The sequence below is a fragment of the Quadrisphaera setariae genome, from assembly GCF_008041935.1.
GTDB classification, from domain to species: domain Bacteria; phylum Actinomycetota; class Actinomycetes; order Actinomycetales; family Quadrisphaeraceae; genus Quadrisphaera; species Quadrisphaera setariae.
Map to the genome: position 1 here is coordinate 1 of NZ_VKAC01000003.1, position 25,131 is coordinate 25,131.

Genomic DNA, 25,131 nt, shown 5'->3' on the forward strand with positions numbered 1-25,131 from the left:
GCCCCCGCGGTGAGCAGGGCCAGGGCCCCCAGCCGGCGGCGTCTGCCTCGGTGGCGCGCGCAGTCCGCAGGCCGGGTGGTCGCGGGGGTGGGCACGGGGGCGGGGTGTGGTGCGGAGGGCATCGGCTCTGTCCTTCGACGCATGTGAGCGGCACCTTGCTCCACCGCTCAACACATCCATCGACTGACGACGTGGAGTTGTTGAGTCCCCCTTCAGGGGGTACGCCCAGCTTCGCAGGGAGGCAGGCCTGGCGCGGGAGCGCTCCTCGGCGCGGAAAGGGCAGCCAACCCCTTGTCCCCGATGGCACAGCACAGGCAGCGGCTCAGGCCGGCCGTTCAGCGGCCATCGCGGTGCCCTTGACCGGTGGAGGACTGGCCACCGGCAACGCAGGCGTCCCGCAGATGCCTCTGTGGAACACGCTGACCAGCACCGCCCGTAGGACCCGCTCGCGAAACTGCCCGGTGGAGGTGCCTCGAACGACACGGTCCTCGTGCCGCTCTGGCGTAGCGCTCCCCGCTCCGGCGGATCGGTCTTGATCGCCGCCGCGGGGTGTGTCTCGATGGGGGTGTGATCGAGGTCGGGAGGCGCACCAAGAACCAGCCTGCGCCGCCCTGGGCGGTGTTCGAGGCGCTCGTCGACCCTCACCGCGACCCCGCCCGCCCGTGGCTGGCGCTGCTGCACGACGAGCTCGAGCCCGAGGTGCTCGAGCAGGACGAGCTGCGCCTCGTCGTGTGGTCGTCGCTGTGGCTGCGCCGACCTGACGCGACGGTGCGCTTCGACGTCCTCCCTGGCGGGCCGAAGGGCGGCACCGACCTGCGGTGGACGCTCCTCGTCGAGGAGCCCCCACCCGACCTCGCGCTGGTCGGCCAGCTGTGCAAGCGCCTCAACCAGATCATCAACGCCGAGCTGCGGTACTCCTTCGGCCAGTGACTGCCAGCGACCCTTCGCCGAGGGAAGCCCCCGATGTGGCGCGCGGGCGCGTGATCGTGCCAGGAGGGGGGCGGGGAGGTGACGGGGTCAGAGGCGGGGGTCCACGGGCTCGGACTCCAGGGCGAGCACCGCGAACACCGCCTCGTGCACACGCCACAGCGGCTCGCCGTCCGCGAGGCGCGCCAGCGACTCGTGCCCGAGCGCGTGCTCGCGCAGCGCCAGGCTCCGCTTGCGCCCGAGCTGGCGCTGCTTGAGCCGCTCCAGGTCAGCGGCGTAGCCCGGTCCGTAGATGAGGCGCAGGTACTCCGCGCCGCGCACCTTCACGCCCGGCTGCACCAGCCCCTTCTGCCCGCGCAGCGCCGCGCCCGCGAACGGCTTCACGACCATCCCCTCGCCGCCCGCGCCCGTCAGCTCGGTCCACCACGCGGTGCCGGCCTCGCAGGAGGCCGCGTCCGCGGCGTCCACCCGGAAGCGCCGCGTGGTGCGGAACAGCGCCGGGGCTGCCTCGACCAGCCGGTCGGCGACCGAGAGGTGCCAGCCGTGGTCGCGGTCGCCGAAGGTGGATGCGCCCCCGGCTGTGCCAGCGGCGAGCACCTGGAACGGCGCCAGCTGCACCCCGTCGAGCCGCCCCTCGCCGACGCCCGTCGGCCACACGTACCGGCGGTACGCCTCGGTGAAGGCCGCCGCGTCGACCTCGCGCCGGCGGGTCCGCTCCAGCAGCGCCCCCACGTCGAGCCCCCGGGCTGCTGACTGCTCCAGGACGACGACGGCGGCCGGCAGCGCCGCCCGCGCTGCCGCGCCGACCGCGGCGTACTGGCCGCGCAGCAGCTCCTCGGCCTTGGCCGACCACGGCAGCAGCTCGGCGTCGAGCAGCAGCCACTGGTCAGCGGCGCCGCCCTCACCCGAGGCCCCGGTGACAGTGCCGCACAGCTCGTCCCACAGCCCCGCCCGCTCGGCCGCCGCCCGCACGCCGTCGAGCAGCGCCACCGTCAGCTCGTCGCCGAAGAACGACCGCCCGGTGCGCGTGTGCACCACCCCGCCGGCCGTCGTGCCCGTCCACGCGGCGAACCCCTCCTGCGAGCGCGCCACGAGCACCACCGCACGCGAGCCCATGTGCTTCTCCTCGCACAGCAGGTCCGTGACGCCCACCTTCCGGTACGCCTCGAACGCCGCCTGCGGGTGCTCCAGCAGGTCGGGCGCCTCCGCCCAGCCGCCGGCCGGCGCCATGGTCGCCGGGAGGTACCAGAGCAGGTGCGGGTCCACCGCGAACCGGCTCATCACCTCCAGCGCCCCCGCCGCCTGCTCCGCCGCGACGGCCACCCGCCCCGCCAGGCGCGTCTCCACGCCGCGGCCCGCGCCGTCCACCGAGACGACATCGGTCAGCGCCAGGTCGTCGTCGTCCCGCACGGCCTGCTCCGACGCCTGCGGCACCAGCGGCTTCACCGGCTCGTAGTGCACGGCCTCCGCCGGCACCTGCACGGTCTCGCGCTCCGGCCACCGCAGCGCCGACAGCTTCCCGCCGAACACCACGCCCGTGTCCAGGCACAGCGTGTTGTTGACCCACTCCAGCTCCGGCGTCGGGACGTGTCCGTAGAGCACCGTCGCCCGGCCGCGGTAGTCGCGCGCCCAGTCGAGCCGCACCGGCAGCCCGAACTCGTCGGACTCGCCCGTGGTGTCGCCGTACAGCGCGAAGCTGCGCACCCGACCCGAGGCCCGGTTGTGGTACGCCTCCTTCAGCCCCGCGTGGGCCACGACGAGCTTCCCCTCGTCCAGCACCAGGTGGCTCACCAGACCGTCGGCGAAGCCGCGGACGCGCTCGCGGAAGGCGCGGCGCTCGTCGTCGTCCTCGATGGCGGCGATCTGGGCGAGCGTGGTCTCCAGGCCGTGGCTGACGGTGACGTCGCGCCCGTCGAGGGCGCGGACGAGCTTGGCCTCGTGGTTGCCGGGCACGGCGAGCGCGTGCCCCGCCTCGACCATGCCCATGACGAGGCGCAGCACGCCGGGGGAGTCCGGCCCGCGGTCGACGAGGTCGCCGAGGAACACCGCGCGGCGCCCCTCGGGGTGGGTGGCGTCGACGGGACGGCCGCGCTCGTCGCGGACCACCTCGTAGCCCAGCCCGCCGAGCAGGGTCTCCAGCTCCGAGAGGCAGCCGTGGACGTCACCGACGACGTCGAAGGGCCCGTGCTCGTCGCGCCTGTCGGAGCGCAGCGGCGTCCGCACGACGCGCGCGGCCGCCACCTCCTCCACCGAGCTCAGCACGTGCACCGTGCGGAAGCCCTCCCGGCGCAGCGACCTCAGCGACCGGCGCAGCGCGTCGCGCTGGCGCTTCACCACGTGCCCGCCGAAGTCGCGGTCGGCGCGGGCGGCGTTGCGGTCCAGGCAGACCCGCTCGGGCAGGTCCAGCACGACCGCCACCGGCAGCACGTCGTGCTCGCGCGCCAGCGCCACCAGCTGGCGGCGCGCGTCGGGCTGGACGTTGGTCGCGTCCACCACCGTCAGGTTGCCGCGGCGCAGCCGGACCCCGGCGATGTGGTGGAGGACGTCGAAGGCGTCCGCGGTGGCGGCCTGGTCGTTGACGTCGTCGGCGACGAGCCCGCGGCAGTGGTCGGAGGAGACCACCTCGAACGGCCCGAAGTGCTGCGCCGCGAACGTCGACTTGCCGGAGCCGCTGGCCCCGACGAGCACCACGAGGCTGAGGTCCGGGACCTCGAGGAGCGTCGAGCTCATGCCGCTCCCTCCGTGACGTCGCTGGTCTCGCGCCGGGTGAACACGGCCATCTGCGTGGGTGGGCCCACCTCGCCGTCGTCCTGCCCCACCGGGCTGACGACGACGACGTAGCCGTGGCGCCCGGCCACCTCCGACGCCCACGCGGCGAACTCGGAGCGCGTCCACTCGAAGCGGTGGTCCGGGTGCCGGAAGGCGCCCGCGGCCAGGGCCGGGTAGCGCACGTTGTGCTCCGCGTTGGGAGTGGTGACGACGACGGTGCGCGGGCGAGCGTGCGCGAAGACGCTGCGCTCCAGCGCGGGCAGCCGCGGCGGGTCGAGGTGCTCGACCACCTCCACGAGCGTCACGGCGTCGACGCCGGCGAGGCGCTCGTCGCGGTAGGTGGCGGACGTCTGCAGCAGCTCCAGCCGGGCGGCCACGGTGTCGGGGAGCCGGTCCGTGCCGATGCGGCGGGCGGCCTTGTCCAGCTCGCGGGCGGAGACGTCCGCGCCGACCACGCGCGTGAAGCGCGGGTCCCGCAGCAGCTCGCGCACGAGCCCGCCCTCGCCGCAGCCGAGGTCGACGACGCTGGCCGCACCGGCCTCGCGCAGCACCGCCAGCACCGCCTCGCGGCGCAGCACCGCCAGCGGCTCCGCCCGTCCTGCGCCGGCCGTCGTGGAGGCGGCGGCGGTGTCGTCGACGAGGGCGGGGCAGGGGAGGCCCTCGACGTCGTCGAGGCGGGCGACGGCGTCGCGCACCAGGGAGCGCTGGTGGCGCAGGTAGCGCGTCATGACGAGCTCGCGGTCGGGGTGGGACGGCAGCCAGTCGCCGCCGGCGCGGACGAGCTTGTCCACCTCGTCGAAGCTCACCCAGTAGTGCTTGGCGTCGTCGAGGACGGGCAGCAGCACGTACAGCTGGCCCAGCGCGTCGGCCAGGCGCAGCGTCCCGCGCAGGTGGACGTCGACGACGCGGGACTCGCCCCACTCCGGCACCTGCGGGTCCAGCGGCTCGGTGCGCGCCTCGACGTCCCAGCCCAGCGGCTCGAAGAGGCGCCGCACGAGCGCGGCGCCGCCGCGGCTCACCAGCGACGGCACGTGCACCTCCAGCGGGAAGGGCTCGCCGGGCAGCTCGGGGCGGGCGTCGCAGCGCCCGGCGAGCGCCGTCCTGAACACCTTGCCGAGCGCCACCGACAGCAGCGACGACGCCGCGTACGGCCGGTCGTTGACGTGGTCGGCCAGCGCGAACCCCTCGGGGGTCTCCCGGCGGCCGCGGCTGCGCTGCAGGGCGGCGGTGTCGACGTCGAGCAGGAGCGCCGCGGTGGCTCGGGCCTCGTCCGCCTCCGGCCACAGCACGTGCGCGGTGCCGCCGAACACCTCGCTGGACTGCGCCCGGTCGGGGTGCTTGTGCAGCAGGAAGCCGAGGTCTCGCGCCACCGGCATCGCCGGCGACGCCGTCACGGTGATCGTGAGGAGCACCCGCCCATCCTGGCGGGCGGCCCGGCCTGGGCGGCACCGGGTTTCCCGTCGGCGTCGCTGGGCCTTGAGGGTGAAGCCACACAGCGCGTGCAGCCCGCTCCCAGCATCGCTGACGACTATCACCGTCGTAGTAGTTGAGATCCTGACGAGGAGCCGCGCGTGACCGCGACCGCCGATCCCGCCACGCGGCGCACCCGGCGCGACGCCGTCCCGTCACCGGCCCCCGTCCGCGCCGGCCGCAGCTGGGGCGGTGACGCCGCCGGCGCCGCAGCGCTCGGCAGCCTCGTCGTCGTCACCGCGCTGTGGCTGCACGACGGCGGCCTGCAGCAGCTGCTCGCCACCGGCTCGTACGGCACCGCCGACTCCCTCACCTCCGCCGGTCGCCTGCTGGGCCTGCTCGCTTCCGACCTGCTCCTGCTGCAGTGCCTGCTGCTGGCCCGCATCCCGTGGGTGGAGCGCACGTGGGGACAGGACCGGCTGGTCAGGTGGCACCGCTGGACCGGCTTCACCTCGTTCTGGGGGATGGTCGCCCACATCGGCGTCATCACCCTCGGCTACTCCTGGGCCGGTGACGCTGGCGCCGGTGCGCGCCTGCGGGCCCTGGCGGCCGAGGGGTGGGACCTCCTCGTCAGCTACCCCGGCATGCTCCTGGCTGCCGCCGGCACCGCCTGCCTCGTCATGGTGGTGGTCACCTCCGTGCGCGCCGCCCGCCGCCGCCTGCGCTACGAGTCCTGGCACCTGCTGCACCTGTACGCCTACCTCGGCGTGGCCCTCGCGCTGCCGCACCAGCTGTGGACCGGCAGCGACTTCGTCGGGAACCCGGTCGCCACCGCCTACTGGTGGGCCCTGTGGGCTGCGGCCGCCACGGCGCTGCTCGTCTTCCGCCTCGGCGTGCCCGCCTGGCACACCTGGCACCGCCGCCTGCGCGTGGCGGGCGTGGTGCAGGAGGCCCCCGGCGTCGTCTCCGTGGCCGTGCGCGGGCACCGCCTCGACCGGCTCGGCTGGCAGGCCGGGCAGTTCGCCGTGCTCCGCTTCCGGGACGGACCGGGCTGGACCCGCGGCAACCCCTACTCCCTCTCCGCCGCGCCCCACCCCGAGTGGATGCGCGTCACCGTGCGCGACGCGGGCGACGGCAGCGCCCGCGCGGCCCACCTGCGCCCCGGCACGCGCGTGCTGCTCGAGGGGCCGTTCGGGCGGCTGACCCTCCAGGCTCGCGAGGACCCGACGCGTCCCGTGCTGCTGGTCGGCGCGGGGGTCGGCACCGCCCCGCTGCGCGCCCTCTTCGAGGCCGTCCCACCCGCCGTGCCCGCCCTGCTCGTGCAGCGCGCCAGCCGCGAGGCCGACGTCCTGCACGGACAGGAGCTGCACGAGATCGCCGCGGCCTCCGGCGGCAGCAAGCGGGCCGCGGCGCTCGTCGGACCCCGCGCCGCCGGCTCCTGGCTCCCGCAGGAGTGGGCCCACCTCGACGACGCCGGAGCCCTGCTGCACCTCGCCCCCTGGGTGGCCGGCGCCGACGTCTACGTCTGCGGCCCCGGTCCCTGGGCGCAGGCCGTCGAGCGCGCCGCCCGGCGCGCCGGGGTACCGCGCTCGCGGGTGCACGTGGAGGGGTTCGCGTGGTGACGGTGCGAGGCGAGGAGGAGGACGCACGATGAGGCGGATCACGCTGTGGCTGGTGTCGACGCTCAGCGCCCTGGTGCTGCTGCTGTCCTACCGGACCAGCACGGCGGGCACCGGCGCTGACGAGGCGGCCGCCCAGCCGGCCCCAGGGACGACGACGTCGAGCGCGCCCCCGTCCACGTCGACGGGTGCAGGCGCTGAGCCGTCGGCGAGCGCCGCCTCGGAGCCGCCGTCGTCGTCCTCCTCCTCGAGCAGCAGCGGCACGTACACCGGCCAGAGCGCGGACACCCGCTGGGGCCCGGTCCAGGTGCGGATCACCGTGACGGACGGGAGGATCACCGACGTCGAGGCCGTCGAGTACCCGCAGGAGAACCACCACGACGTCGAGATCAACTCCTGGGCGCTCCCGCGGCTGCAGCAGGAGGTGCTCGCCGCTCAGAGCGCCCAGGTCGACGCGGTCAGCGGCGCCACGGTCACCAGCGACGGGTACCTGACGTCGCTGCAGTCCGCGATCGACCAGGCGCACCTGTGAGCGAGCTGCCCCGCCGCGCCTGGGTGCAGCAGGTGATGGGCCTGCCCGTCAGCGTGCACGTCCGCGGCGCCGCCCTGGAGGACGACGACGGCGCGCGCAGCGACGTGGAGGCCGCCGTGGCGGAGCTCTTCGCCGAGCTGCGCCGCCTGGATGCGCGCTTCAGCACGTACCGGCCCGACAGCGAGGTCAGCCTCCTGCGCACCCGTGCCGGTGCGCTGGGTGGCGACGGTTCGCCGGGGGAGCCGTCGCCGCTGCTGGCCGAGGTGCAGCACCTGTGCGCCGTCGCCCGAGGTGCCACGGGCGGCGCCTTCGACGCCGACCTGCCCGGCGGCTGGGACCCGTCCGGTCTGGTCAAGGGGTGGGCCGTGGAGCGGGCGGTGCGGCCGCTGCGGGCGGTGTGCTCCGAGCGCGGGCTCGACTGGCTGGTCGACGCCGGCGGTGACGTGCTGCTCCGCGCCGTGGACGGGCGCACGTGGTCGGTGGGCGTCGAAGACCCGGCCGACCCCTCCCGCCTGCTCGGCGCCCTGCGCCTGCGCGACGGTGCGGTGGCGACGTCGGGGTCGGTGCACCGGGGTGCGCACGTCGTCGACCCGGAGACGGGGCGGCCGGCGAGCACGTCCGCGCAGGCGACGGTGGTGGGACCGTCGCTGCTGTGGGCGGACGTGTTCGCCACCGCAGCCGTCGTCAAGGCCGGCGGGGGAGCGGAGGTGGCCAGGGCGTGGCTGGACACCCTCTCCGGCTACCGCGGCTCCCTGGCCTCCTCGCCGTGATCATGGGCGTCACGCCCATGATCACGGAGAGGGGTCAGTCGCCCTTGACGTTGACGACCTGACGCAGCTCGTGCCGGACCTCCACGAGGTCCGCCGCGTCGGCCATGACGACGTCGATGGGCTTGTACGCACCCGGGTGCTCGTCGAGGAACGCCGGCGAGGAGGCGTCCCACTCGACCCCGGCCATGCGCTCGACGAGGTCCTCCTGGGTGAAGGTCCGCCGCGCCTTCGCCCGCGACAGCGCCCGGCCGGCACCGTGCGGCGCACTGCTCAGCGCCACCCGGTTGCCCAAGCCCGCGACGACGTACGACCTGTCGCCCATCGACCCCGGGATGAGCCCCAGCTCGCCCGCCTTCGCGGAGATCGCCCCCTTGCGGGAGAGCCAGACCTGCCGGCCGAAGTGGCGCTCCTGCTCGGTGTAGTTGTGGTGGCAGGAGACCTCCTCGAGGCGCTCCAGGTCACGACCGACGAACTCCTCCACGCACGTCATCACCCGGTCGACCATCTCCGCCCGGTTGAGCCGCGCGAACTCCTGGGCCCACCGCAGCTCGCGGACGTAGGCCCAGAACTCGTCGGTGCCCTCCACGAGGTAGGCGAGGTCCGGGTGGGGCAGGCTGATCCACCACTTCGCGCACAGGTCGGCCGCGACGGCGATGTGCCGCTGGGCGATCTTGTTGCCGACGCCGCGCGAGCCGGAGTGGAGGAACACCCACACCCGCTCGGCCTCGTCGAGGGAGACCTCGATGAAGTGGTTGCCGGACCCGAGCGAGCCGAGCTGGAGGCGCCAGTTGCCGGTCGTCGCGCCCGGGTCGAAGCGGGCCTGCTCGGCGAGCGCCTCCAGGGCGGTGACGCGCGCGGCCGCCGTCGTCGTCAGCTGGTCGTTGTAGCGACCCGCCGACAGGGGGACGGCGGCGGCGATCGCCTCGCGCAGCGGCGCGAGGGATCCACGGGCGCGCAGGTCGTCAGCCACCAGCGGCGTGAGCACGGCACTCATCCCGCAGCCGATGTCCACTCCCACGGCGGCCGGGATGAGCGAGCGCTCGGTCGGGATGACGGAGCCGACGGTGGCTCCCTTGCCGAGGTGCGCGTCGGGCATGAGGGCCACGTGCGGGAACACGAAGGGCATGCGGGACGTCGCGAGGGCCTGCTTCCTGGTCTCCTCCTCGAGGATCGAGGCCCAGGACAGCAGCCGGTCGTTGATCTTCTCCACCCCTCCATCGTGCGCAGGGGTGCAACCGGATTGATCTCCCCCGCTCACCCGCTCCGCACTTTCCGGGGCAAGTGTGAGAAGGGGGTGCCCCTTCACGCACTCGCCGCGGAAAGTGCGTGAAAGGGGGTCAGGCGACGCGGGACAGGCTGCGCAGCAGCTGCGCCTCGAGGGAGGCGAGGTCGCCCTCGGACAGGCGGCGGGCCACGGCCACGAGGGCGGGCGGCAGGGCCTGGGCGGCCTCCCCGCGGCAGGCGGTGGCCAGGCCCGCGCCGTGGCGGGGGCCGGCCTCCAGCACGGTGCCGGACTCGGCCATCTGACGGGCCCAGTGCTCGACGTGGGTGGCGAGGGTGGCGGTCATGCCAGCGAGCATCGGCACCCGGCGGGGCGACCTTGACCGGCGCGGTGGGCCGATCCGGTGCACCTTGGTACCGGCAGCGCCTCCCAGGACCTCCACAGGTCGACGGGCTCGACGGGGAAGGCGCCGCCACCCTACGGTTGTCAAAGTTTCCACTACTACCTGACGTGTCGTCGAGATCGCCCGCCGGGCGACGCCGAGAGGGGCCACCCGTGAGCTCGAGCACCACCAGCACCCGTCGCGCCAGTCCCCGGTCCGCCGCACCGAGCGGCGCCCTGCGCCTGCTCCAGGCCGCCACCGCCCTGTCCGTCCTCGTGGTGCTGGCGCAGTTCGTCACCGCTGGCCAGCTGCTCAGCGGCGCACCCGGCGCCGAGGGGCTCCACGCCGCCGGGGCGATCGCTCTGCACGTCGTCCAGGGCCTGGTCGTGGTGGCCGCGCTGCTGCTGCAGCGCGCCACGCGCGGGCCGGTGTGGCCGACCGCCCTGGCGGCGCTCTCCTTCCTGGTGGGGTTCGCGCAGGCGTGGACCGGTGACCACGCGGGTCTCGCGGTGCACGTGCCCGGGGCCGTCATCACCACCGTCGTCACCGTCTGGCTCACCGCCTGGGCCTTCAGCGGCGCGCGCCGCACCGCCTGAGCCCCGGCTCGACGCCCGGCGCCGCCCGCGCCGCGCCCACCACCCCCGTCGCGCACGGCGGCGGGGGTGGTGCGGCGTGAGGTGGATCTCGGTGGCCGGGCCCGGTGTTCGAGCCACGGGGTCCGCCCGTGGTAGGACTCGAGGCGATCCGCCGACCGCACCGCCGCGCCCGTCCGCGCCGCCGACCCTCCGAGGAGCACCCCTCATGCCCACCACCCGTGGCGTGGACGCCCAGATCGCCCGCTCGTGGCTGCTCGTCAACGCCGGTCGCCCCGACGACTTCGAGCCCGCCGCTCGCTCGCGCGCCGACCAGGTCATCCTCGACGTCGAGGACGCCGTCGACCCGGCCAACAAGGCCGAGGCCCGCAAGGGCGTCATCGAGTGGCTGGAGACCAGCGGGCACAGCGCCTGGGTGCGCATCAACGACCACACGACCCCCTTCTGGGCGGACGACGTCCGCGAGCTCGCTGTCGCTGCCGCCTCCGGTGGGGGACTGGCTGGCGTCATGCTCGCCAAGACGGAGGCCCCCGAGCACGTCACCGAGACCTTCGACCGGCTCGGCGGCCACCTCCCGGTCATCGCCCTGGTCGAGTCGGCGCTCGGCATCGAGGAGGCCGTGCGCATCGCTCGCGCCCGCGGCGCCTTCCGCCTGGCCTTCGGCAGCGGCGACTACCGCCGCGACACCGGCACCGCCGCCGACGACCTCGCGATGGCGTACCCGCGCTCCCGCCTGGTCGTGGCCAGCCGCATCGGCGGACTGCCCGGCCCCATCGACGGACCCACCGTCGGTTCCAGCCACGCCGTGCTGCGCGAGCAGTCGGCGCTCACGGTGGCGCTGGGCCTGACCGGCAAGCTCTGCCTGCAGACCGAGCAGGTGCCGGTCATCAACGAGGTCATCAGCCCGACGCAGTCCGACATCGCGTGGGCGCAGGACTTCCTCGCCGACTTCGAGGCCCGCGGTCGCGTGGTCCGGGACGGCTCGGACCTGCCCCGCCTGGGCCGGGCCCGCAAGATCATGACCCTCGCGACCGCGCTGGGCATCGTCCCGTCCGTCTGACGCCCGCCCCGCGACCACCCGCCCCGGCCGCCACGGGCTGTCGGTGGCGGGTGCCACCGTGGGGACCGTGGACGACGACGACGGCGACCTGCCTGTTGCGCGGGGAGAGCTCCGCCTGGTGACGGTGCTGCTGACCCTGGCCGTCCCGGCGTCGGCCGACGCCGAGGACGCCGCCGCGCTCGCCGCCGACGCGGCGGCGTCCACCGCGCTGCACGTCGTGCACGCCACCGGCGTGGAGGGGCACCTGCCGGCGCCCGGCGCCACCGTGGTGCGCGCCGGGCGGCAGCAGCCGTGGACCGCGGAGTCGGTGGGGGTGCGCTCGGTGCGCCTGCGCGACATCGCGGGGGACGTGGTCGAAGCGCCGCGCGCCAGCGTGCTGCCCGACCCGCTCGACGCGGGTGCGCTCGCCGAGGGCGCCTGACCGGCGTGCCCGAGGGGGCCGGCCCGTCGCGGCCGCGCTGGGCGGTGTGGGCCTCTGAGGTGATGGCCCCGACCGTCCTCGCCGCCGTGGTGCCCGTCGTCGTCGGCTCCGCTGCCGACGGGTGGCGGGGTGCCGGCCTCGCGGCGGCGGGCGCGGTGGTGGCCGTGGTGCCCGGCCTGCTGCTGGTGCTGCACCTCGTGCGGCGGGGGCGCGTGGTCGACCACCACCTGCCCGACCGCGCCGACAGGCCCCGCGTGCTCGGCGCGGCGGGAGTGGGCGTGGTCGCCGCCGCGGCGCTCGTGGCGTCGCTGGGAGCCCCGCCGGCCCTGCGCGTGTTGTTCGCGGCGATGGTCGTGCTCCTCGCCGTGGTCGTGGTGGTGTCGTCGCGCTGGAAGGTGTCGCTGCACGCGGCGGCGGCCGCCGCCTCGCTCGGCGCGCTGCTGGCGGCGCTGGGGCCGTGGGCGCTGGTGGGCCTGCCGCTGCTGGTGGTGCTGGCCGCGTCGCGCGTGGTGCTGGGAGCGCACACGCCGGCGCAGGTGCTGGTGGGGCTGGCGCTGGGGGCTGCCGCGGCAGCGGTGGCGGCCCGGCTCGCCGGCTGACCGGCTGCCTCGCAGCCTCCGGGGCGTCCACGTGGGCGACGCGCTCTGCGCGGTCGTTGCGCTGAGCATCTTTCAGTACGATACTGTCTCGTACTGAAAGATGCTCCAAGTCCCGAGGAGGGTCGCGTGCCCGAAGACCCGAGGGTGGTGCGCTCCCGCGCCGCCGTCGTGACCGGAGCCGCCGAGCTGCTGCTCGAGGACGGCCCCGGGGCGGTCACCGTCGACGCCGTCGTCCAGCGGACCGGCGTCGCCAGGTCCACCATCTACCGCCACTTCCCCACGAGCACGGACGTGCTGCGCGCCGCCGTCGACGCGGTGCTGCCCGTCGCCGTGCCGCTGGAGGAGCTCGTCCCGCAGGGCGCAGCGGCCGCCCCCCAGCAGCTGCGCGCCGCGCTGGGGCGCCGTCTGCACGTCACCGCCGACCAGCTGTCCACCGCCGCCTGGACGCGCGCGCTGCCGGCGCTGCTGGAGCTGGTGGCCCGCGACCCCTCCCTGGAGGAGCACCGGGCGCAGATCGTCGCCCGCCACCGCGAGCCCCTCGAGGAGCTGCTGCGCGCCGTGCGCGACGCCGGGCTGCTCCCCGCGGACGCCGACCTCGCCGTCGTCGCCGCCCGCCTGCTCGGCCCGCTCTTCTACCGCCGCCTCATCAGCGGCGAGCCCCTCACCCACGAGCTCTGCGACCACCTGGTCGACGCCGTCCTCACCTCCGGAGACCCCCGATGAGCCACCAGCACGCCCACCGCCTCGAGCCCGAGCGCCCCACGCTGCGCGCCGAGCTGCGCGACGCCATCGCACCCCGCACGGTCGCCCTCGTCGTCGCCGTCCTCCTGCTGCAGCTGGGCTTCGTGCTGAGCTACGTGGGGGCCTTCCACGACCCGAAGCCGCACGACGTCGCCGTGACGGTGGTCGGCCCCACCCAGCAGGTGGCGGACCAGACCGCCGCCGCGCTCAACGGCATCGACGGCAGCCCGCTGGACGCCACCGCCTCCACCGACGCCGCCGCCGCGCGCGCCGACCTCACCGACGACGCCACCAGCGCCGTCCTCGTCATCAGCCCCACCTCCACGCAGGACCAGCTGCTCGTGACCACCGCGGGCGGAGCGTCCACCGCTACCGCCGTCCAGACCGTGCTCACCCGCGCCGAGGCCACGCAGGGCCGCACGGTGGCGGTGGAGGACGTCGTGCCCGCCGCCGGCGGCGACGCCCGCGGCCTGTCGGGCTTCTATCTCGTCACCGGCTGGGTGGTCGGCGGGTACCTGCTGGCCGCGCTGCTGGGCGTGGCCCGCGGTGCCCGGCCCGCGACCCTGCGCCGCGCGGTGATCCGTCTGAGCGCGGTGCTCCCGTACGCCGTGGTGTCGGGGATCGGGGGAGCGGTGGTGGTCGGCCCGGTGCTCGGGGCGCTCCCCGACGACGCGGCCACGTTCTGGGGCCTCGCCGGGACGGGTGCGCTCGTCGTCGTCGCTGCTGCGACCGTGACCATGGCGCTGCAGGTGCTCGCGGGCACGATCGGCATCGGCCTGGCGGTGCTGCTGTTCGTCGTCCTGGGCAACCCCAGCGCCGGGGGTGCGTACCCGCCGGCGCTGCTGCCGCCGTTCTGGGCGTGGCTGTCGGGCGTGCTGCCCAACGGGGCGGCCGTGGACGCGGTCCGCCGGATCGCCTACTTCGACGGCGCGGACGTCGGCCAGCGGTTGCTCGTGGTGCTCGCGTGGGCCGTGGTCGGTGCAGCGGTCGCCCTGGTGGCTGCGCGCTGGCACCAGCTCCGCACCGACGGCCGCGCCCGTGCCCGCACCGCCGACGCGGCCAGCGCGCCCGAGCCCTCCGCCGCCTGACCCCCGGCCCCACCCTCCATGATCACGGACGGGAAGGAGGGGGGACCCCCTACCTGGGGAGGGGGTCCCCGGGCGCGCCCGGCCACCACATCGGGCCCGCAGGAGGGCGCGCCCCGGGTGTGACGCGCCTAGCGTCGACGCTGTGATCGAAGCCCGGAACCTCGTCAAGCGCTACGGCGCCAAGACCGCCGTCAACGACCTCAGCTTCACCGTGACCCCCGGCCACGTCACCGGCTTCCTCGGCCCGAACGGCGCCGGCAAGTCGACCACCATGCGGATGGTCGTCGGTCTCGACCGGCCGACCAGCGGCGCGGTCACGGTCAACGGCAAGCGCTACACCGAGCACCGCACCCCGCTCGCCGAGGTCGGCACGCTGCTCGAGGCCAAGGCGGTGCACAAGGGCCGCAGCGCCCACGACCACCTCCTCGCCCTCGCCCAGAGCCAGGGCATCGGCCGCAAGCGCGTGGCCGAGGTCATCGACCTCGTCGGCCTGCACGACGTGGCCCGCAAGCGCGCCGGCGGCTTCTCCCTGGGCATGGGGCAGCGTCTCGGCATCGCCTCGGCCCTGCTGGGGGACCCGTCCACGATCATCCTCGACGAGCCCGTCAACGGCCTCGACCCCGACGGCGTGCTGTGGATCCGCACCCTGCTGCGGGGCCTGGCGGCCGAGGGCCGCACGGTCTTCGTCAGCTCCCACCTCATGAGCGAGATGGCGCTGACCGCCGAGAAGCTGGTCATCGTGGGCCGCGGGCGGCTGCTGGCCGACACCACCGTCGAGGACCTCATCGCCACCGCCACCGACCGGCCCGTGGTGGTCCGGTCGCCGCAGGCCGGCGAGCTGGGCCGGCTGCTGGTCAGCACCGGCGCCAGCGTCACCGACGTCGAGGTGGGGGAGCTGTCCGTGACCGGCACCACCGCCGAGCGCATCGGGGAGGTCGCCGCCGAGCGCGGCATCGTGCTGCACGAGCTGCACACCGAGCGCGCGTCGCTGGAGCAGGTCTACATGGCCCTCACCCGCGACTCCCGCGAGTACACCACCGACGACGACACCGACGCTGCCGACCAGCGCGCGCAGCAGGAGCAGGAGGTGGCGGCATGACCACCAACCCCTTGACCGACGGCACCAGGACGACGACGAGCGAGCAGCGCAGCGTCCCCGCTCCGCGCGAGCACCGCTCGAGCCACCGCGTCGACGCCGCCCCCTCCGGCGCCACGCTGCCGCGGGCCGTGCTGGCCGAGTGGACCAAGCTCCGCTCGCTGCGCTCGACGTGGTGGACGCTGCTCATCGCCCTCGGCCTGGCCATCGGCTTCGCTGCGCTCATCGCCGCGGTCCTGTCCAACCCCGAGAACGCGCAGCCGCGCGGCGGGCCGGGCGCACGGGGTCTGGCCGACCCCGTGGCCGCGGCGCTGGGCGCCACCGGCTTCTCCGCGCTCGTCCTCGGCGTGCTCGGTGCGCTGGTGGCCTCGGGGGAGTACGCCACCGGGTCGATCTCCTCCAGCCTGATGGCTCTGCCGCGCCGCTGGCCGCTCGTGGTGGCCAAGGCCTCGGTGCTGCTGGCGGTGCTCGTGCCGTTCACGCTCGTGCTCTCCCTCGGCGCCCTGTGGATCGCCCAGGTGGTCTACGGCGACAAGGCCACCATCGACTGGACGGCCAGCGAGACGGTCTTCGCCGTGCTCGGCAACAGCGCCTACCTCGTGGCCGTGGCGCTGTTCGGCCTCGGCCTCGGACTGCTGCTGAGGGCGACCGCCGGCGCCATCACGTTCCTCGTGGCGGTGGTGTTCGTGGCGCCGCCGCTGCTGCAGCTGGTGACGTGGGACTGGGTGCAGGCCATCGCGCACCGCTTCCCCGACGTCGCCGCGGCCTCGCTGCAGTCGACCACCGCGACCGGTGTGCTGTCCGACGTGGCCGCCTGGCTGACCCTGCTGGGCTGGGCCGTGGTGCCGGTGGCGCTGGGAGCCCTCGCCCTGCAGCGCCGCGACGCCTGACCCCGCTGCCGGAGCTCGGCATCGACCTGCGCGCGACGCTCGCCGCCCACCCCCGTCTCCGAGACGCGGGGTGGGCGGCGCTCGTGCTGCTCCCGCTGGTCCCCGACGCCTACCTCAGCGCCGGACCCCACGCCGTCCCGGTCGTGCTCGTCTCCGCCCTGCCGCTGTGGTGGCACCGCCGGGCTCCGCTGGCCGCGCTGCTGCTCACCTGCCTCCTCGTCGCTCCGGCCTGGGGCGCGCTCGGTGGTCGGCCGGCCTTCCCCGCGGTGCTGGTGCTGGCCGGCGTGGTCTCGCTCGCCCTGCACCGGCGCGGAGCGCAGCTGCGGGTCGGTGTGGCGGCCGCCGTCGTCGTCGTCCTCGTGCTGGCCGCCACCGACCGCCTGGCCCGGGGCGACGGCGCGGCGCCCACCTCCGTGTGGGCCTCGCCGGTGGTGGTGGGCCCGATGCTCGTGGCGGCGGTGCTGCTCGGCACCACGGTGCGGGCCCGGCGAGAGCAGGTGCGCCTGCTGCGCGAGCGCGCCGAGCAGCTGCGGGCCGAGCGCGACCAGCGCGCTCAGATCGCCGTGGCCGCCGAGCGCGCCCGCATCGCCCACGAGCTGCACGACGTCGTCGCGCACGCCCTCACCGTGGTGGTCAGGCTCGGCGACGGCATGACCGCCCGCGCCCGCCGCGACCCCACCGCCCCGCCCGACGCCGGCGCCCTCGACGCCATGACCGCCACCTCCCGCCAGGCCCTCGGCGAGATGCGCCGCCTGCTCGGCGTGCTGGAGCAGCCGGCCCAGGAGTCCGGCGCTGCACCGGAGCGGGCTCCCCTCCCCGCCGGTGAGGACGACGACGACGGCCTGGACGCCGTCGTCGCCGCGGTCCGCGCCGCGGGCGTGCCCGTCCGGCTCACCCGCACCGGCTCGCAGGACGGGTGGAGCCGCGCCACGCGGCTGGCGGTGCACCGCATCGTCACCGGGGCGCTCACCAACGTGCTCGACCACGCCGGTCTGGGGGCGCGCGCTGAGGTGTCCGTCCGCTGCGTCGACGGGCGCGTGGAGGTGGTGGTCGAGGACGACGGCGTGGGCGTCGGCGTGCCGCCCACCGACGGTGGCGGCGCTCCTGGCCGACGCCCGGGACGCGGACGCGGTCTGCCCGGCATGCGCGAGCGCGCCGAGGCCTTCGGCGGGGAGTTCTCGGCCGGCCCGCGCCCCGCGGGCGGGTGGCGCGTGAGGGCGGTGCTGCCCGTCCAGCCCCTGCAGCCCCGGCAGCCGGCGCCGCCGGTGCAGGGTGGTGCCCCGTGAGCGAGGAGCAGCCTGTGCTGCGCGTGCTGCTGGTGGACGACCAGGCGCTGGTGCGGCTGGGGTTCCGCATGCTGCTGGAGGCCACCGGGGCCGAGGACGGCGTGGAGGTCGTGGGGGAGGCCGGGGACGGCGCGACCGCCGTGCGCATGGTGTCCGCGCTGCAGCCCGACGTGGTGCTCATGGACGTGCGCATGCCGGGTGTCGACGGCATCGAGGCGACGCGGCGGATCGTGGAGTCCGGCTCGGCGGCGCGGGTGCTGGTGCTCACCACCTTCGACCTCGACGAGCTGGCGTTCGCCGCGCTGCGGGCAGGGGCCAGCGGGTTCCTCCTCAAGGACGTCCAGCCCGACGAGCTGGTGCGCGCCCTGCGCGCGGTGGCCGCCGGGGACGCCGTGCTGACGCCGAGGCTGACGCGCCACCTGCTGCAGCTGGCGGAGGAGCGCCTGCCCGGGCCTGCTGCCGGTGGGGCGGAGGTCGCGGTGGTCCGCCCCGAGCGGGCGCAGCTGGAGCAGCTGACCCCGCGCGAGCGCGACGTGCTGGTGGAGGTCGCCAAGGGCCTGTCGAACGCCGAGATCGCGGCGCAGCTGGTGCTGTCCGAGCCGACCGTGAAGGGCCACGTGGGCCGCTTGCTCGCCAAGCTCGGTCTGCGCGACCGGGTGCAGGTGGTGGTGTGGGCCTACCGCGCGGGAGTCAGCACCCCCGACGGCCCCGCCCCCCTCCGTGATCATGGGAGCTACCGCCACGACCGGCGGTGATCATGGGGGTCGCCGACGTCCGGTGGTGGCGACGTCCATGATCACGGTGGGTCCTGCTGGTGGAGTCCATGACCACGGCCAGGGTGGGGAGAGGGGGGGAGCGGGCGCCGCGTAGCGTCGTCGCCCGTGCCCGCGCTGCTCGTCGTCGCCGTCTCCGCTGAGGGCCGCGCGCCCGCCGTCGTCGGGGTCGACGAGCCCGTGGTCGCCGCTGACGACCTCGGCCTCACCCGCGGCGACGGCTGCTTCGAGGGCCTGCGCCTCGTGCGCGGCGGCTCGGGCGACGCCGCGAGCGAGGGCGCCGTGACGGTCCCCAACCTCTCGGCGCACCTCGCGCGGCTGCAGCGCTCTGCCCGCTCCCTGGAGCTCCCCGACGACGCCGCCGGCTGGGCGCGCCTGCTCGACGTCGCCGCGCGGGAGTGGGCGACGGGCTTCCCGGACGACGACGAGGCGGCGGTGAAGCTCTCCGTGACCCGCGGGCGTCCGGTGCCCGCGGGTCAGGTCCCGCGACCGACCGCGGTGGTGACGGTCAGCGCGATGGACGCCGGTTCGCTGCGCGCGCGCCGCGAGGGGATCGCCGTGGCGTCGATGACGCGCGGCTACGGGCCCGAGTCCTTCGCCGACGCGCCCTGGCTGCTCGGCGGTGTCAAGACGCTGTCCTACGCCATCCACACCGCTGCCCAGCGCGAGGCGGCCCGCCGCGGCGCTGACGACGCGCTGTTCACCGCCGCCGACGGCGCGCTGCTCGAGGCGCCGACCGCGTCCGTCCTGTGGGTGCCCGAGCCCGGCCTGCTGCGCACCGTGGCCCAGGGGGCCAACGGCATCCTGGGGAGCACCACCCAGCACCTGCTCTTCGACAGCGCCCGCCGCGCCGGGTGGCGCGCCGAGGAGGCCAGCGGCACCCTCGCAGACCTGCGCGCGGCCCAGCTGGTGCTGCTCACCAGCGCGGTGCGCGGGCCGGTGCGCGTGGTGCAGCTCGACGGCGAGCCGGTCAGCCAGCACCCGTCCGCCGCCGGGCTCACCGCCGAGCTGCAGGCCCTCGCCGGCTTCTGACGCAGCCGACCGGGTTGGATGGGGCGATGCCGCACCTGCTGCACCTCGACTCCTCCATCGGCCCCGCCTCCGGCCCGGGCGCCTCGCGCTCGCGCGAGATCACCGCGACCTTCGCCCGGGAGTGGCAGGCGGCCGCGGGCGCCGGCGCCACGGTCACGCACCGCGACCTCGTCGCCGACCCGCTCCCGCACCTGCTCGACCCGGACCTGCACTGGGCGCCGGCGCTGCGCCCGGAGGGGTCGACCCCCGACCCCGGCGCCGAGGCGCTGCAGGCCCGGCTGCTCGAGGAGCTGCTCGCCGCGGACGTGCTGCTGGTGGGTGCGCCCCTCTACAACTACTCGCTGCCGTCCACCCTGAAGGTGTGGCTCGACAACGTCCACGTGCCGGGCACCACCACGCCGTTCCCCGGCCACGAGGCGCAGCCGCTGGCCGGGCGCACCGCCGTCGTCGTCACCAGCCGCGGCGGCACCTACGACCCCGGGACGCCCACCGCTGACTGGGACCACGCCGTGCCGCCGCTGCAGATCGTGCTCGGGGACGCCTTCGGCATGGACGTCCGCGTCATCACCACCAGCGCCACGCTGTCCGAGCACGTCGAGGCGCTCAGCGCCGGGGCGGACCGCGCCAGGGCCGACCGCGCGGCCGCCCACGAGCAGGCCGCGGCCCTCGCGCACGAGCTCGCCGCCGCGAACCTGTAGGATCCTGCTCAGTCGCGTTCGCGCGGCGAGATGGTGGGCGTAGCTCAGCTGGTAGAGCGCCGCGTTGTGGTCGCGGATGTCGCGGGTTCAAGTCCCGTCGCTCACCCCACCGAACAGGCCCGGGCGGTCCCGCCCGGGCCTGTTCTGCGTTCGGCCCCCGGGTGCGCAGTGCGGTGCCTGCGCCGAGCGGGTGGTGCCCGAAAGTTCTGACCCGCTCCTGCCGATGATCCCTTCGACGAAGCACCGCACGGAGGCGGACTCCTGGAGGGAGCACACAGTGCAGCAGCGGCCGCGCCCGGACCTCGTGGTGGAACTGTCACCGGAGGCGAGCGTGATGCACCTCCTCAGGCAGGGCGTCCCCCTGTCGCTCCTCATGGACCTGTCGCTGCCCGGCGGGCCCGACTCCGAGGAGATCCTCGACCAGGAGCGCTGGCAGGCCGAGGGCTCCTGGGCCGATCGGCGCTGAGCCTCAGCCGCGGGTGACGCGCTCGGCGGCGGCCTTGGCCGTCGCCGAGTCGGGCCCGGGGTCGGGCACGAAGACGGCCTGGCGGTAGTACCTCAGCTCGGTGATGGACTCGCGGATGTCCGCGAGCGCCCGGTGGCCGCCGTTCTTGGCGGGAGCCGCGAAGTACGCGCGGGGGTACCAGCGCCGCGCCAGCTCCTTGATGGAGCTCACGTCGATGATCCGGTAGTGCAGGTGGTCGTCGAGCTCGGGCATGTCGCGCGCGAGGAAGCCGCGGTCGGTGCCGACCGAGTTGCCGGCCAGCGGCGCCTTGCGGGCCTCGGGGACGTGGCCGCGCACGTACTCCAGCACGAGGCGGTTGGCCTCCTCCAGCGTGACGCCGTTCGGCAGCTCCTCCAGCAGCCCGGAGGTGGTGTGCATGGTGCGCACCACCTCGCGCATCTGCGCCAGGGACTCGTCCGAGGGCTTGATGACGACGTCGATCCCCTCGTCGATGATCTCCAGGTCGGAGTCGGTGACGAGGACGGCCACCTCGACCAGGGCGTCGACGCCGAGGTCGAGGCCGGTCATCTCGCAGTCGATCCAGACGATGCGCTCGGCGGAGGGGCTCACCACCGGCGTCACTGTAGTGAGTGCTCCCGACGGTCCGCCGCGTCCTCCCGCGGAGGGGGACCCGGAGCCGACGCCGAGCCGGCCCCGGCACGGCCCGTCGCGGGGCCGCGAGACCGGGTCGCGGCTAGCGTGGCGGTCGTGGAGCCAGCCCCCGCCGTCGTCCTCCGCGGTGAGGGTGAGCCGCACCTGCACCTGCCCCAGCGGCGGGCGCGCCGCACAGGCCTCGGCCGGGTGCTCCTGCGGATCGCGCTCGTCGTCGTCATCGCCGGCTGCGGCCTGCTCACCGTGCTGCTCGTGGCCACCGACACCGGCATCACCGGCTTCGGGGTGGGGACGCTGCTGGCGCTGCTGCCCGTGGTGCCGGTGGTCGCGGCGATCCTCTGGCTGGACCGGTACGAGCACGAGCCGCCCCGCCAGCTGGTGTTCGCCTTCGCCTGGGGCGCCTTCGTGGCGACCTTCGTCTCGCTGGTGCTGAACACCTCCTCGATGGAGCTCATCCGCGCTGCCGGGGGGAACCCCGACTCCGCCGCCGTGCTCGTGGCGCCGGTCGTGGAGGAGACCACCAAGGGCCTGGCGGTGCTGCTGCTGTTCCTGTTCCGCCGCCGCGAGTTCGACGGCGTGGTGGACGGCATCGTCTACGCGGCCCTCGCCGGCGTCGGCTTCGCCTTCGTGGAGAACGTGCTCTACCTGGGGCGCAGCTTCTCCGAGGACGGCGGCGGGGTGACCGCCGTGACGTTCGTGGTGCGCTGCCTGTTCAGCCCCTTCGCGCACCCGCTGTTCACCGCGGCCATCGGCGTGGGCATCGGTGTGGCGGCCTCCCGGCGCAACCCCGCGGTGCGGGTCTTCGCTCCGATCCTGGGGTGGTGCGTGGCGGTGGCGCTGCACGCGCTGTGGAACCTCACCGCCTCGCAGGGCCTGCAGGGCTTCATCGGCACCTACGTGGCGCTGCAGGTGCCGATCTTCGCCGCCGCGGTGGCCGTGGCCGTGGTGGCCCGCACCCGCGAGGGCCGCGTCCTGCGCCGCCACCTGGCCGGCTACGCGCAGGCCGGGTGGATCACCCCGGCGGAGGCGGCGATGCTCGCGTCCCTGTCGGAGCGGTCGCGCGCTCGCGACTGGGCCGGGCGCGCCCTCGGGCCGCAGGCCAAGGGAGCCATGCGCGACTTCCAGGAGCTGGCCAGCGAGGTGGCGTTCCTGAGGGACCGCATGGAGCGGGGCACAGCGCCCGCCGGGGCCGCCGACGCGGAGCTGGCGGGCCTGCAGTCGATGTGGCGGCTGCGGCGCGCGTTCGTCCCCACCGGTGCCTGAGCGCCGGAGGTCCTGACGGCCCGGAGCGGCCGGTCAGGGGGCGGTCAGGGGGTGGTGCTCAGGCGCCGACGGACCACAGGTCGCGGGCCGCGCGCCACACCGGCAGCCACGACCCGCCCTCGGTGACGAGCGTCGCGAGGACCAGCGGCTGCGTGAGGCGCAGGTGCAGCAGCACCGCGCACGTCGCCAGCAGCGCCGCCTTGCCGGCCGAGGGGGTCGCCCCCGGGGGCGTGCGCACGCGGAACGCCGCGGTCCCGGCATCCAGGTCCAGGACGACGCCGACCCCGGCGTCCTCGAGCAGCGCGTCGATGCTGCGCGACAGCGCCGCCACGCACTCGCGCGCGCCCGGCGTCGTCGTCGTGGGCAGCGCGGCGAGCGGCACGGCGTAGCGGCCGAGCACGTCTCCCGCGAGCACCGCTGCGAGCGCCACCACGGTGCCCCAGTCGGTGGTGCCGACGCGCAGGTGCGGGAAGGCGGACTCCACCAGCTCCGCCAGGCTCGCCCGCAGCCGCTCCGGGACGGCCTCGCCGGCCTGCCCGGGCAGCTGGCCGTAGCGGGAGGCGTCGGCCAGCTGGGCCTGCACCTCGCGGGCCACGGCCTCCGGGCTGCGGCGCCGCGGCTGACCGCTGGGGGCGGAGCGGGGGAAGGTGGACGCCTCGGCGGAGCGGGGCGCGGGAACGCGGGGGGAGGCGGTGCGGTGCAGCGACGCCGCGGCTCCCCGGCCGAGGGCCGCGGGGGGAGCGGTGGGCGTCATGAGGGGCACCCCCCGAGGCTAGGCGGCACCGGCGCCGCAGCCCCGCGTTCGGCCCGCGACGCGCCGGAACCGGACGCCCGCGGCTGCCGGGGAGCCGGCTGGGAGGCGTCTGGACGAGGCAGCGGCCCGCAGCCGAAGGGCTGCGGGGCCGCTGCGCCGCGCTGCGGCGGGTGGTCCAGGTGCAGGGATCAGGCGTTCGACGGCGAGGTCTGCGCGTCGACGTCGAAGGACCCGTCGCGCTGCTGCTCGCCGGAGGACCCCGCGGGGTCGGTCGTGGGGCTGGAGCCGGCGTCGCCACCGGCTGCAGCAGCGGTGCGCGCGCGGGCGGCGCGGCGGGCGGGCGTGCGGGGCGACGTGCCCGACGCGCTGCCCGACGCGCCGCCCGACGCGCTGCCCGACGCGCCGCCCGACGCGCTGCTCGAGCCGCTGGAGCGGCGGCCGCGGGCCGAGCCCTGGGTGCGAGCCGCGGCGTCGTCCGCCTTCTGCTCCAGGTCGTTGGCGGCGTCCGCGATGCGGTCGGTGGCCTTCTCCGCGACGTCAGCGGCCTTGGCCGCCACACCGCCCCTGCGGCCGGCGGTGCGGGTGGCGCCGGCGTCCGCGGTGGTCCCCCCAGCGGCGCTGGCCTCCGCCTGGCGCCCGCCCTCGGCGCGGGCTGCGTCCTCGCCGTGCGCCAGCCGCTCCCGCTGGTCGCGGGACTCCTTCGACTTCCTGGCCTTCTTGGACGCGGTCTTCAGCGCGTCGTTGTGGTCGCGCTCGGCCCTCTCGGCGTCCTCGCCCACCGCGTCGGCGTGCTTCGCGGCGATCTTCAGCTGCTTCTCCAGCGCCTCCACCCCCTTGCGCGCGGTGACGACGTCGCGGTCGGCCAGCGCCAGCTGCGCGCGGGCGGCGCGGCGGACGGCCTTGGCGGCCTTGCGGACCTGCTTCGCCTCGTCGACCTTGCGGGCGAGGGCCTCGCGCTGGTCGCCGGCGTCGTGCGCGGCGCGGGCTGCGCGCTCCAGGGCGACGCGCGTGAAGTCAGCGTGGCCGGAGGCCTTGTCCGAGGCGGCGGCGGTGGTGCCGCCCTGGTGGCGGTCGGTGTTCTCGGGCGTGCGGGAGGGCCCGGCGGTGTTCTCAGCCATCGATCCAGTCTCGGACGACCGATCTCCCGTCGCCACCCGGCGACGGGGCTGCGACCGGTCGGCGGACGCCCGCGGGCCGGGGCCGCCCGCACCGCGCAGGATGGGGTCATGACCACCTGGCTCATCACCGGCTGCTCCAGCGGCCTCGGGCGCGCCCTGGCCACCGCCGTCCTCGAGCGCGGCTGGAACGCCGTCGTCACCGCCCGGGACCCGCAGACCGTCAGCGACCTCGCGGACGCGCACCCGGACACCGCCCTCGCGCTGCCCCTGGACGTCACCGACGGCGCGCAGGTGCAGGCGGCCGTGCAGGCGGCCGTCGAGCGCTTCGGCGCCGTGGACGTCCTGGTCAACAACGCCGGCTACGGCTACCGCTCCGCCGTCGAGGAGGGCGAGGACGACGCCGTGCGCGCCCTCTTCGACACCAACGTGCACGGCGCCGTCGCGATGACCAAGGCGGTGCTCCCCGGCATGCGCGCCCGCCGCAGCGGCGCCGTCGTGAACATCTCCTCCATCGGCGCCCAGCTCTGCCCGCCCGGCTCGGGCTACTACGCGGCGACCAAGCTGGCGCTGGAGGGCATCACCGGCTCGCTGCGCGCGGAGCTGGCGCCGCTGGGGATCTGCGCGGTGTGCGTGGAGCCCGGCGGCTTCCGCACCGACTTCGCGGGCAGGTCCCTCACCGGCACCTCCACCGTCATCGACGACTACGCCGAGACCGTCGACGCCCGCCGCAAGGAGAACGACAGGGTCCACGGCACGCAGCTGGGAGACCCGGCGCTCGCCGCCCGCGCCATCATCGACGCCGTCAGGTCTCCCGAGCCTCCGGCGATGCTCCTGCTCGGCAGCGACGCCCTCGACGCGGCGCGGAAGACCAACGAGGCCCGGCGCCGCGAGCTGGAGTCGTGGGCCGCGGTCTCGACCAGCACGGACGTCCGCGCCCAGGACGGCGCAGAGGGCAGCGCGGGCTGACCTCG

The 25,131-nt window shown here is 75.8% G+C and carries 26 protein-coding genes and 1 tRNA gene; 20 read left to right on the forward strand and 7 right to left on the reverse strand.

From position 1 onward, the window contains the following. The first annotated feature begins 567 nt into the window (after nucleotides 1-567). The gene (locus tag FMM08_RS05315; protein WP_147925345.1) at nucleotides 568-930 is read left to right on the forward strand and encodes a hypothetical protein; all 363 of its coding nucleotides are present in this window, start codon (nucleotides 568-570) and stop codon (nucleotides 928-930) included. Nucleotides 931-1,017: 87 nt separating this feature from the next. On the opposite strand, the gene FMM08_RS05320 is transcribed toward FMM08_RS05315, so the two are convergent. Both FMM08_RS05320 and FMM08_RS05325 read right to left on the reverse strand, forming a co-directional pair. Beyond that, on the reverse strand, nucleotides 1,018-3,657 hold the full coding sequence (locus FMM08_RS05320) for a polynucleotide kinase-phosphatase (RefSeq protein WP_147925346.1): 2,640 nt from the start codon (nucleotides 3,655-3,657) through the stop codon (nucleotides 1,018-1,020). Further along, on the reverse strand, nucleotides 3,654-5,108 hold the full coding sequence (locus FMM08_RS05325; RefSeq protein WP_147925347.1) for a 3' terminal RNA ribose 2'-O-methyltransferase Hen1: 1,455 nt from the start codon (nucleotides 5,106-5,108) through the stop codon (nucleotides 3,654-3,656). Before FMM08_RS05325 ends, FMM08_RS05320 begins: the two co-directional genes overlap by 4 nt. 159 nt (nucleotides 5,109-5,267) lie before the next feature. Here FMM08_RS05325 and FMM08_RS05330 point away from each other — a divergent pair, with 159 nt between their 5' ends. Genes FMM08_RS05330 through FMM08_RS05340 form a run of 3 tightly spaced genes read left to right on the forward strand, consistent with a single transcriptional unit; the run spans nucleotide 5,268 to nucleotide 8,027 of the window. Continuing rightward, the gene (locus tag FMM08_RS05330) at nucleotides 5,268-6,728 is read left to right on the forward strand and encodes a ferredoxin reductase family protein (protein ID WP_147925348.1); all 1,461 of its coding nucleotides are present in this window, start codon (nucleotides 5,268-5,270) and stop codon (nucleotides 6,726-6,728) included. 28 nt (nucleotides 6,729-6,756) lie between these two features. Next, nucleotides 6,757-7,257, forward strand: a complete 501-nt coding sequence (locus FMM08_RS05335) for an FMN-binding protein (protein ID WP_147925349.1) — start codon at nucleotides 6,757-6,759, stop codon at nucleotides 7,255-7,257. Next, complete coding sequence (locus FMM08_RS05340; protein ID WP_222710448.1) at nucleotides 7,254-8,027, forward strand: FAD:protein FMN transferase; 774 nt, start codon at nucleotides 7,254-7,256, stop codon at nucleotides 8,025-8,027. Before FMM08_RS05335 ends, FMM08_RS05340 begins: the two co-directional genes overlap by 4 nt. A 34-nt stretch (nucleotides 8,028-8,061) precedes the next feature. Here FMM08_RS05340 and FMM08_RS05345 read toward each other — a convergent pair whose 3' ends face one another. Both FMM08_RS05345 and FMM08_RS05350 read right to left on the reverse strand, forming a co-directional pair. Next, the gene (locus tag FMM08_RS05345) at nucleotides 8,062-9,237 is read right to left on the reverse strand and encodes an RtcB family protein (RefSeq protein ID WP_147925350.1); all 1,176 of its coding nucleotides are present in this window, start codon (nucleotides 9,235-9,237) and stop codon (nucleotides 8,062-8,064) included. 127 nt (nucleotides 9,238-9,364) lie between these two features. Further along, nucleotides 9,365-9,595, reverse strand: coding sequence for a hypothetical protein (locus FMM08_RS05350; RefSeq protein ID WP_147925351.1), 231 nt, complete (start codon nucleotides 9,593-9,595; stop codon nucleotides 9,365-9,367). A gap of 209 nt (nucleotides 9,596-9,804) precedes the next feature. Here FMM08_RS05350 and FMM08_RS05355 point away from each other — a divergent pair, with 209 nt between their 5' ends. The 14 genes from FMM08_RS05355 (at nucleotide 9,805) to FMM08_RS23565 (ending at nucleotide 20,374) form a co-directional block, all read left to right on the forward strand. Further along, the gene (locus FMM08_RS05355; protein WP_147925352.1) at nucleotides 9,805-10,227 is read left to right on the forward strand and encodes a hypothetical protein; all 423 of its coding nucleotides are present in this window, start codon (nucleotides 9,805-9,807) and stop codon (nucleotides 10,225-10,227) included. 205 nt (nucleotides 10,228-10,432) lie between these two features. Beyond that, nucleotides 10,433-11,284: an HpcH/HpaI aldolase/citrate lyase family protein gene (locus FMM08_RS05360; RefSeq protein WP_147925353.1), complete on the forward strand. Its 852-nt coding sequence runs from the start codon at nucleotides 10,433-10,435 to the stop codon at nucleotides 11,282-11,284. Between the two features lie 67 nt (nucleotides 11,285-11,351). Beyond that, the gene (locus tag FMM08_RS05365; protein ID WP_147925354.1) at nucleotides 11,352-11,705 is read left to right on the forward strand and encodes a hypothetical protein; all 354 of its coding nucleotides are present in this window, start codon (nucleotides 11,352-11,354) and stop codon (nucleotides 11,703-11,705) included. A gap of 62 nt (nucleotides 11,706-11,767) precedes the next feature. Continuing rightward, on the forward strand, nucleotides 11,768-12,304 hold the full coding sequence (locus FMM08_RS05370) for a phosphatase PAP2 family protein (RefSeq protein ID WP_147925355.1): 537 nt from the start codon (nucleotides 11,768-11,770) through the stop codon (nucleotides 12,302-12,304). A 126-nt stretch (nucleotides 12,305-12,430) separates the two neighbouring features. After that, a complete protein-coding gene (locus tag FMM08_RS05375; RefSeq protein ID WP_187279564.1) occupies nucleotides 12,431-13,027 on the forward strand; it encodes a TetR/AcrR family transcriptional regulator in 597 nt (198 codons plus the stop codon). Further along, a complete protein-coding gene (locus FMM08_RS05380) occupies nucleotides 13,024-14,133 on the forward strand; it encodes an ABC-2 transporter permease (protein WP_147925357.1) in 1,110 nt (369 codons plus the stop codon). The genes FMM08_RS05375 and FMM08_RS05380 overlap by 4 nt, the downstream gene beginning before the upstream one ends. A 142-nt stretch (nucleotides 14,134-14,275) precedes the next feature. Continuing rightward, the gene (locus tag FMM08_RS05385; protein ID WP_147925358.1) at nucleotides 14,276-15,232 is read left to right on the forward strand and encodes an ATP-binding cassette domain-containing protein; all 957 of its coding nucleotides are present in this window, start codon (nucleotides 14,276-14,278) and stop codon (nucleotides 15,230-15,232) included. Then, a complete protein-coding gene (locus tag FMM08_RS05390) occupies nucleotides 15,229-16,119 on the forward strand; it encodes an ABC-2 transporter permease family protein (RefSeq protein WP_147925359.1) in 891 nt (296 codons plus the stop codon). The genes FMM08_RS05385 and FMM08_RS05390 overlap by 4 nt, the downstream gene beginning before the upstream one ends. An 83-nt stretch (nucleotides 16,120-16,202) precedes the next feature. Further along, nucleotides 16,203-17,405, forward strand: coding sequence for a sensor histidine kinase (locus FMM08_RS05395; protein WP_147925360.1), 1,203 nt, complete (start codon nucleotides 16,203-16,205; stop codon nucleotides 17,403-17,405). Continuing rightward, complete coding sequence (locus FMM08_RS05400; RefSeq protein ID WP_255472081.1) at nucleotides 17,402-18,160, forward strand: response regulator; 759 nt, start codon at nucleotides 17,402-17,404, stop codon at nucleotides 18,158-18,160. The genes FMM08_RS05395 and FMM08_RS05400 overlap by 4 nt, the downstream gene beginning before the upstream one ends. A 126-nt stretch (nucleotides 18,161-18,286) precedes the next feature. Continuing rightward, a complete protein-coding gene (locus tag FMM08_RS05405) occupies nucleotides 18,287-19,210 on the forward strand; it encodes an aminotransferase class IV (RefSeq protein WP_147925361.1) in 924 nt (307 codons plus the stop codon). 26 nt (nucleotides 19,211-19,236) lie between these two features. Then, a complete protein-coding gene (locus FMM08_RS05410) occupies nucleotides 19,237-19,908 on the forward strand; it encodes an FMN-dependent NADH-azoreductase (protein ID WP_147925362.1) in 672 nt (223 codons plus the stop codon). A gap of 33 nt (nucleotides 19,909-19,941) precedes the next feature. After that, nucleotides 19,942-20,017: transfer RNA gene (locus FMM08_RS05415), tRNA-His, on the forward strand. Nucleotides 20,018-20,242: 225 nt separating this feature from the next. Beyond that, a complete protein-coding gene (locus FMM08_RS23565) occupies nucleotides 20,243-20,374 on the forward strand; it encodes a hypothetical protein (protein WP_255472082.1) in 132 nt (43 codons plus the stop codon). A gap of 3 nt (nucleotides 20,375-20,377) precedes the next feature. Here FMM08_RS23565 and orn read toward each other — a convergent pair whose 3' ends face one another. Beyond that, nucleotides 20,378-20,941, reverse strand: coding sequence for an oligoribonuclease (orn, locus tag FMM08_RS05420; RefSeq protein ID WP_147925640.1), 564 nt, complete (start codon nucleotides 20,939-20,941; stop codon nucleotides 20,378-20,380). 180 nt (nucleotides 20,942-21,121) lie between these two features. Here orn and FMM08_RS05425 point away from each other — a divergent pair, with 180 nt between their 5' ends. Continuing rightward, on the forward strand, nucleotides 21,122-22,288 hold the full coding sequence (locus FMM08_RS05425; RefSeq protein WP_187279565.1) for a PrsW family intramembrane metalloprotease: 1,167 nt from the start codon (nucleotides 21,122-21,124) through the stop codon (nucleotides 22,286-22,288). Nucleotides 22,289-22,346: 58 nt separating this feature from the next. On the opposite strand, the gene FMM08_RS05430 is transcribed toward FMM08_RS05425, so the two are convergent. Together FMM08_RS05430 and FMM08_RS05435 are read right to left on the reverse strand one after the other, a co-directional pair. Further along, a complete protein-coding gene (locus FMM08_RS05430; RefSeq protein WP_147925364.1) occupies nucleotides 22,347-23,051 on the reverse strand; it encodes a hypothetical protein in 705 nt (234 codons plus the stop codon). A gap of 179 nt (nucleotides 23,052-23,230) precedes the next feature. Then, nucleotides 23,231-24,160, reverse strand: a complete 930-nt coding sequence (locus FMM08_RS05435; RefSeq protein ID WP_147925365.1) for a hypothetical protein — start codon at nucleotides 24,158-24,160, stop codon at nucleotides 23,231-23,233. A 108-nt stretch (nucleotides 24,161-24,268) separates the two neighbouring features. On the opposite strand from FMM08_RS05435, the gene FMM08_RS05440 reads away from it, so the two are divergent. Continuing rightward, nucleotides 24,269-25,126 (forward strand): oxidoreductase, encoded by an 858-nt coding sequence (locus tag FMM08_RS05440; protein ID WP_147925366.1) that lies wholly within the window; start codon nucleotides 24,269-24,271, stop codon nucleotides 25,124-25,126. Nucleotides 25,127-25,131: the final 5 nt, after the last annotated feature.

Excerpts from the sequence above, each read along its gene's own strand:
- FMM08_RS05335 (WP_147925349.1), top strand. The coding sequence starts at position 6,757 with ATGAGGCGGATCACGCTGTGGCTGGTGTCGACGCTCAGCGCCCTGGTG.
- FMM08_RS05320 (WP_147925346.1), bottom strand. The coding sequence starts at position 3,657 with ATGAGCTCGACGCTCCTCGAGGTCCCGGACCTCAGCCTCGTGGTGCTC.
- FMM08_RS05350 (WP_147925351.1), bottom strand. The coding sequence starts at position 9,595 with ATGACCGCCACCCTCGCCACCCACGTCGAGCACTGGGCCCGTCAGATG.
- FMM08_RS05380 (WP_147925357.1), top strand. The coding sequence starts at position 13,024 with ATGAGCCACCAGCACGCCCACCGCCTCGAGCCCGAGCGCCCCACGCTG.
- FMM08_RS05435 (WP_147925365.1), bottom strand. The coding sequence starts at position 24,160 with ATGGCTGAGAACACCGCCGGGCCCTCCCGCACGCCCGAGAACACCGAC.
- FMM08_RS05370 (WP_147925355.1), top strand. The coding sequence starts at position 11,768 with ATGGCCCCGACCGTCCTCGCCGCCGTGGTGCCCGTCGTCGTCGGCTCC.
- FMM08_RS23565 (WP_255472082.1), top strand. The coding sequence starts at position 20,243 with ATGCACCTCCTCAGGCAGGGCGTCCCCCTGTCGCTCCTCATGGACCTG.
- FMM08_RS05410 (WP_147925362.1), top strand. The coding sequence starts at position 19,237 with ATGCCGCACCTGCTGCACCTCGACTCCTCCATCGGCCCCGCCTCCGGC.
- FMM08_RS05360 (WP_147925353.1), top strand. The coding sequence starts at position 10,433 with ATGCCCACCACCCGTGGCGTGGACGCCCAGATCGCCCGCTCGTGGCTG.
- FMM08_RS05440 (WP_147925366.1), top strand. The coding sequence starts at position 24,269 with ATGACCACCTGGCTCATCACCGGCTGCTCCAGCGGCCTCGGGCGCGCC.
- orn (WP_147925640.1), bottom strand. The coding sequence starts at position 20,941 with ATGACCGGCCTCGACCTCGGCGTCGACGCCCTGGTCGAGGTGGCCGTC.
- FMM08_RS05390 (WP_147925359.1), top strand. The coding sequence starts at position 15,229 with ATGACCACCAACCCCTTGACCGACGGCACCAGGACGACGACGAGCGAG.